Genomic DNA, 6,109 nt, shown 5'->3' with positions numbered 1-6,109 from the left:
CCCGCTCCTTCGGATCGGAAGCGCGGTCGGCGGCCGCGGCCAGGTCGGCGTGCAACTGCTGGAATCCCTGTTCGGCGACGGCGGCCAGCAGCTCCGCCTTATCGGCGAAGTGCCGGTACGGAGCCGCGGCGCTGACGCCTGCGCGCCGCGCCGCCTCGGTGAGGGTGAACCCCTTCGGCCCCTTCTCGGCCACCAGCGATAGCGCGGCACTCGTCAGCGCCCGCTTGAGATCACCGTGGTGATAGCTCTGACGCCGCCGAACGGCCGACCGCTGCACTGTCATGTTGACGACATTAACATTAAGGTCTATGTTAATGCTATTCACATCGGCGACCAAGGAGACGAAATGTCGAATCTGCTGGAAACCACATCGACGCTCGCCGGCACCCACGACCGGGAAAAGACGGCCGACCTGCTCGGTCAGGCGTTCGCCCAGGGATACCTGCAGGTGGACGAGTACGACCGTCGGCTGCAAACGGTGTTCCAGACGCACACCGCCCAAGACCTGCGCCACCTCGTCGCGGACCTGCCGCTCGATCGCATCCGGCGCCACGACCCGCGCCGCCGCGCCGCCCGCCTCGCCGCGGCCCGCCGTGGAGTGCGCGCGCACCTCGCCGCGTACCTCACCATGTGCGTCATCGTGCTCACCGTCTGGGCGGCGGTCGCCCTGACCACCGACGCCACCTACTTCTGGCCGATCTGGCCCATCCTCGGCGCGGGAATCGGATTCGTCAGCCACGCCGCATCGATACCGCGTGGCAAGCAAAGCCGTTGAGCACCAGCACTATTCGCTAGGAGAAGCTATGAAGAAGACGGCAGTGGTCACCGGCGCCAGCTCAGGGCTGGGCGCGATCTTCGCCGAACAGCTGGCGCAACGGGGTTTCTCGTTGGTGTTGGCCGGGCGGGACCGGACCCGGCTCGAGGCCGTCAAGCAACGGATCGGGACGGGCACGGACGTCGAATTGGTCGTCGGCGACCTTGCCGCCAATGACGGTGTCGAGGAGCTAATCGCCCGTCTGGACGGACGGGCGATCGACGTGCTCGTCAACAACGCGGGCTTCGGCACCTACGGCCCGTTCGCCGAAATCGACGCCGGCCGCGAACGCGAACTCGTGGCGGTCAACGTCGACGCGCCGGTCCGCCTAACCCACGCGGTCCTGCCCGGGATGCTGGCCCGCGGCCGCGGCGGCATCTTGAATGTCGCCTCCACCATCGCCTTTCAGCCCGGCACCTATCAGGCCACCTATGGCGCCTCGAAGGCGTTCGTGCTGTCGCTGAGCCAGGCGTTGTGGGCCGAGACCCGCGGCTCCGGTGTCACCGTGACCGCGCTGTGCCCCGGACCCACCCACACGGGATTCGTCGACGCGCTCGGGTCGGACGTCTCGCACACCGCGATCTACCGCCACCTCGCCGAACCGGGTCCGGTGGTGACCGCCGGGTTGCGCGGTCTCGACCGCGGCCGCGCGGTGGTCGTGCCCGGCTGGCGCTACCGGGTGATGGCGACGGGCGGACGGCTCGCGCCCGGATGGTTGTCGGCGCTTATGAGCGGTCGAATGCTGCGCCCCGCGGCGGCGCCGGCGAAGGCGGCGTGACCACCCTTGCGCCGCCTTCGCGCTAGCACATCCGCTAGCGCGTTTGGAAATCGTTTCATGGCCGGAAACCCGTGACGCATGTGACGTTTGGGGCACCGCGGCCTCGGACCATCCGAAACGCAGCGCACGCGGTTACGACGCTGTCGCGTACTGCAGCACCGGTTCCGAGGAATCGACATGCCCGTAGCTGATGATCCGCAGCCGGTTCGGCCGCACCTCGTAGACGACGCCGTCGACCGGGTTTGTCACGTCGAAGCCGTCCTCGACCCGCTCGGCATTGGACAGCTCGATGTGGGCGCCGTCGCGAATCCGCTCGCCGCGGTAATAATAAGTGCCGCTGAGGTTTTGGCACACCACCGCCAGCGACTTAGCGGTGCGCACCACCAAGGCCGGCGGATTGCCCGGGTCGCACCGGGCCGTCTCGCCGACGAACCCTAGACCGTCGGCGCCCTTCACCGGGCGAGACAGCGTGGGCGTCAACGGCGGCGGCGCCGTAGGTGACGGCGACGCCGCCTGTGCAGTCGTAGGCGGCGGAGACGTCGACCCGTTGTGATGAGTACCGCCAACCAAATTCATCGACAAGACCAGTCCGGCGATCAACAGCACCGCCGCCACCGCGGCCACCACCACCGGAGTGCGACCGATCGCCGGCCAACGCCACGAAGGGCCGGACGCAACAGGCCGCTCGGGACCGCTGTCAGCGGGCTTGTCAAGTTCTGGCAGGGGGACGGTCGGCAGCGGGCGTGTCTTGGGAGGCGGTCCGCTTCGCCCGGCGGCCACACCCACCGGCTGCTCGTAGGCCGCGAATACCGCGTCACTGGCGGCGCGGGCAAGTTCACCGGCAGATGCGAATCGCGCCGCGCCGTGTTTGGCCATGCCCCGGGTGATGATGTCGTCGTAATCGCGGCCGACACCGCGGCGCATGATGCTGGGTCGCGGCGCCGGCGCCAGCATGTGCGCGCGCTTCAGCTCCCCCGCGTCCTCGCTCTCGAACGGCGGTTGACCGGTGAGGCATTCGTAGAGCACGCACGTCAACGAATAGACGTCGGTCTGCGGCCCGACCCGCCCGGTGGTGAAGCGCTCGGGCGCCATGTAGGTCCGTGAGATCGTCTCGTCGCCGGCGGCCTGGGCGATGCCGAAGTCGGCGAGGTAGGTGAAATGGTCGTGGGTCAGCATGATGTTCTCGGGCTTGACGTCGAGGTGCAGCAGCCCGGCGGCGTGCGCGGCGTCCAGGGCCCGGGCCACCTGCGCGGTGATCGACGCCGCCCGCGACGGCTCCAACCCGCCCTGCTCACGCAGCAGGTCTTTGAGGCTGCCCCCGTCGTCGACCAGGTGCATGTCGATGAAGGGCACGCCGTCGATCTCGCCGAAGTCGTGCAGCGGCATGACGTGGGGCTCCTGCAGCCGCGTCACCTTCCGGCACTCGCGCCAAAGACGTTGCTGGAAGCCGGGGTCCGCGGCCGTCTCACCGCGTAACAGCTTGAGCGCGACCATCCGGTCCTTAACCGTGTCGTACGCGCGGTAGACCTCGCCCATTGCCCCGGTGCCGATCAGTGATCGCAGCTCGTACGGCCCGAACCGGGTACCGAGCCGCGAACCGCGGGACGAGGAGGTCAACAAACGATCCTTTCTCCTTCAAGACAGTCCAACGCCGCGGATTCCCGAATCGGGCGTCGACATAACGTGCGCAGCCTCACGCGTGTCGCTACTTCGAGACACCGCTGACGGCCGCTATTGTCACCCGGCCAGACCCACACGAGGCCTCGCGGAAAACTGCGCCCGCCCCACCCTAACGGCGTCTCTGCTCGCATGCATCCCACCGATACAGTGAGTAATTGTCCGGCACGTAAGAAGGTGAGGCCTTCGATGACCGACATGACGGCGCAATTCGCGAGGATCGTCGGCGAGCACAACCTGCTTACGGGCGATGCGATTTCCGACGACTACGCGCACGACGAGGTGCTGACCAAGCCGCCGCAGAAGCCCGCATACCTGGCCAAGCCGGCGGCCGCCGACGAAGTCGCGCAATTACTCAAGGCCGCGTCGGAAAACCGCGTGCCGGTGACCGCCCGCGGTTCGGGCACGGGCCTGTCGGGCGCGGCGATCCCCCGCGCGGACGGATTGCTCATCTCCTTCGAGCGCATGAACGCCGTGCTGGAGGTCGACGTCACCAACCAGGTCGCGGTCGTGCAGCCCGGCGTGACGCTGACCGAGCTGGACGACGCGACGGCCGGCACCGGGCTGCGGTACATGGTGCACCCGGGCGAGCTGTCCTCCAGCGTCGGCGGCAACGTCGGCACCAACGCCGGCGGCATGCGCGCGGTCAAGTACGGCATCGCCCGCCACAACGTGCTCGGGCTGCAGGCGGCGCTGCCGACCGGCGAGCTGATCCGCACCGGCGGCAAGATCGCCAAAATCTCCACCGGCTACGACCTGACCCAGCTCATCGTCGGCTCCGAGGGCACCCTGGCCCTGGCCACCGAGGTGACCGTCAAGCTGCATCCGCGCCTCGACCACAGCGCCACCGTGCTCGCGCCGTTCGCCGACTTTGATCAGGTGATGGAGGCGGTGCCCAAGATCCTCGCCAGCGGCCTCGCGCCCTACATCCTGGAGTACATCGACAGCGTGACGATGGCCGCGCTGGTGCATACCCAGAATCTCGAGCTGGGCGTGCCCGACGCCGTCCGGGACAGCTGTCAAGCGTATCTGGTTGTGGCGCTTGAGAATCGGACCGCCGAGCGGCTGGACGAGGACGTCGAGACGACGGGTGAGCTGCTCGCCGAGCTGGGCGCGGTGGACGCCTACGTGCTCGAGGGCGGCTCGGCGCGCAAGCTCATCGAGGCGCGCGAGAAGGCGTTCTGGACGCTCAAGGCGCTCAACGCCGACGACCTGATCGATACCGTCGTGCCGCGCGGAGCCATGCCGAAGTTCCTGTCCGGCGCGCGCGGTCTGGCGGCGGCGGCCGGTGCTGCCGCGGCGGGCTGCGGGCACGCCGGTGACGGCAACGTGCACTTGGCCATCTTCTGCCCGGACCCGGCGATCCGAAAGCAGCTGCTGACCGACATCTTCGCGCTGGCAATGGAATTGGGCGGCGCGATCTCCGGTGAACACGGCCTGGGCCGCGCCAAGGCGCCCTACTTCGTCGAGCTCGAGGACCCGGTCAAGGTCGACCTGATGCGCCGCATCAAGGCGAGCTTCGACCCGGCCGGCATCCTCAACCCCGATGTCGCGTTCGCATCGGGTGGCGAGTAGTCAACGCGCCGTTGCCAATTGGCTCACGATGTCGAGCCGGAGGAACTCCGGCGCCTTGATCACCCTGCGCAGCATGAAGCGGATGAACGCCGGCATGTCGGTCGCGTGGGCGTCGCGGAACACGACCGGCGCGCCCAGCTGGTAGCGCCGCCGCCTGGTCTGCAGTTCACAGCCCCCGGCGGCGAGCACGTTGCGCACCCAATCCGTTTCGGGACCGTAGGTCAGCGCGATCACAAATCCGTTGTGGCGGCGAAAGACCCACAGCGGGGTCCGAAAGGTGCGTCCCGATTTGCGCCCGCGATGGACGACGACTCCCCATCCCGGCGCCCACGGAGCGATGTACTTGGTGAATCGGTTGAGGCCGACCTTGTTGAACCGGGCGACCCATCGTGGTGCTGGCATCTCCGTAACTCCTCACGTGGAGAATTTCTACACCAAGGCTAAAACCCAGCCGCCCGGAAGTCAACGACTGTAGAATTTCTAGACTGTGCCCCCCATCGGACGACGCCCGGGCAACCCGGACACCCGCAACGACATCGTGGCGACCGCCCGACGGCTGTTCGCCGATTCGGGCTACGACAAGACCTCGGTCCGCGACATCGCCGCCGGCGCCGGCGTCGACCCGGCGCTGATCCGGCACTATTTCGGCAGCAAGGCCGAGCTGTTCCGGTCCACCTTGGGCTGGCCGTTCGATCCGGCCGAAATCAGCGAACGCATCGCTGGCGGCGATCGCAAGCAAATCGGTGAGCGCCTGACGCGGGTGTTCTTCGCGGCATGGGAGCAGCCGGACTCCCGCGCTTCCCTACTGGCGATCCTGCGGGGTGCGGCCACCCACGAAGAGTCGGCCACGCTGGTGCGCCAGTTCATTCAGGGTCAGCTGTACCCGGAGATGGCCAAGCTGCTGTCCGGGGCGGACACCGAACTGCGCATCGACCTGGCCATGGCCCAACTGCTGGGCATCGCCTACCTGCGCCATGTCCTACAGGTCGAGCCGATCGCGTCCGCCCCGGTGGACGAACTGATCGCGCTGGTGACGCCGGTCGTCACCGCCCATCTCACGTCGCGGGGTTGACAACCTCGGCCTGAAAACCTCAGCTACGCAACGGCGCTCGACCGATCGCCGGCGTGACGGACGCATCCACGTCGGTTTCTTCGTGGTCGGCGAGCCAGCGTTCGGCGTCGATGGCCGCCGAGCAGCCGCTGCCCGCGGCGGTGATGGCTTGGCGGTAGGTGCGATCCACCAGGTCCCCGGCGGCGAACACCCC

7 protein-coding genes and 1 pseudogene are annotated in these 6,109 nt (G+C 68.1%); 4 read left to right on the top strand and 4 right to left on the bottom strand.

Annotated elements, in window-relative coordinates; translation table 11 throughout:
• The coding region (locus A5622_RS25975; protein ID WP_156753095.1) for a TetR/AcrR family transcriptional regulator at window positions 1–277 on the bottom strand (277 nt) is incomplete at its 3' end.
• A 69-nt stretch (window positions 278–346) separates the two neighbouring features.
• On the opposite strand from A5622_RS25975, the gene A5622_RS25970 reads away from it, so the two are divergent.
• Together A5622_RS25970 and A5622_RS25965 are read left to right on the top strand one after the other, a co-directional pair.
• A complete protein-coding gene (locus A5622_RS25970; protein WP_066882127.1) occupies window positions 347–775 on the top strand; it encodes a DUF1707 domain-containing protein in 429 nt (142 codons plus the stop codon).
• 28 nt (window positions 776–803) lie between these two features.
• On the top strand, window positions 804–1,592 hold the full coding sequence (locus A5622_RS25965) for an SDR family oxidoreductase (RefSeq protein ID WP_066882125.1): 789 nt from the start codon (window positions 804–806) through the stop codon (window positions 1,590–1,592).
• Between the two features lie 132 nt (window positions 1,593–1,724).
• Here A5622_RS25965 and A5622_RS25960 read toward each other — a convergent pair whose 3' ends face one another.
• Window positions 1,725–3,209, bottom strand: a complete 1,485-nt coding sequence (locus A5622_RS25960; protein ID WP_066882129.1) for a serine/threonine-protein kinase — start codon at window positions 3,207–3,209, stop codon at window positions 1,725–1,727.
• A 249-nt stretch (window positions 3,210–3,458) separates the two neighbouring features.
• On the opposite strand from A5622_RS25960, the gene A5622_RS25955 reads away from it, so the two are divergent.
• Window positions 3,459–4,844: an FAD-binding oxidoreductase gene (locus tag A5622_RS25955; RefSeq protein ID WP_066882123.1), complete on the top strand. Its 1,386-nt coding sequence runs from the start codon at window positions 3,459–3,461 to the stop codon at window positions 4,842–4,844.
• Here A5622_RS25955 and A5622_RS25950 read toward each other — a convergent pair whose 3' ends face one another.
• A complete protein-coding gene (locus tag A5622_RS25950) occupies window positions 4,845–5,246 on the bottom strand; it encodes a nitroreductase family deazaflavin-dependent oxidoreductase (RefSeq protein WP_066882121.1) in 402 nt (133 codons plus the stop codon).
• Window positions 5,247–5,331: 85 nt separating this feature from the next.
• Between A5622_RS25950 and A5622_RS25945 the strand changes: the two genes are divergently transcribed.
• A complete protein-coding gene (locus A5622_RS25945; protein ID WP_066882119.1) occupies window positions 5,332–5,916 on the top strand; it encodes a TetR/AcrR family transcriptional regulator in 585 nt (194 codons plus the stop codon).
• A 19-nt stretch (window positions 5,917–5,935) separates the two neighbouring features.
• Here A5622_RS25945 and A5622_RS25940 read toward each other — a convergent pair.
• Window positions 5,936–6,109, bottom strand: a pseudogene (locus A5622_RS25940) (thioredoxin-disulfide reductase); the annotation flags it as partial.

It is taken from the genome of Mycobacterium sp. 1245801.1 (assembly GCF_001673055.1).
Classification (GTDB): Bacteria; Actinomycetota; Actinomycetes; order Mycobacteriales; family Mycobacteriaceae; genus Mycobacterium; species Mycobacterium europaeum_A.
Note: the sequence above shows the minus strand (reverse complement) of the source record. Positions and strands in the feature narration are given on the sequence as shown.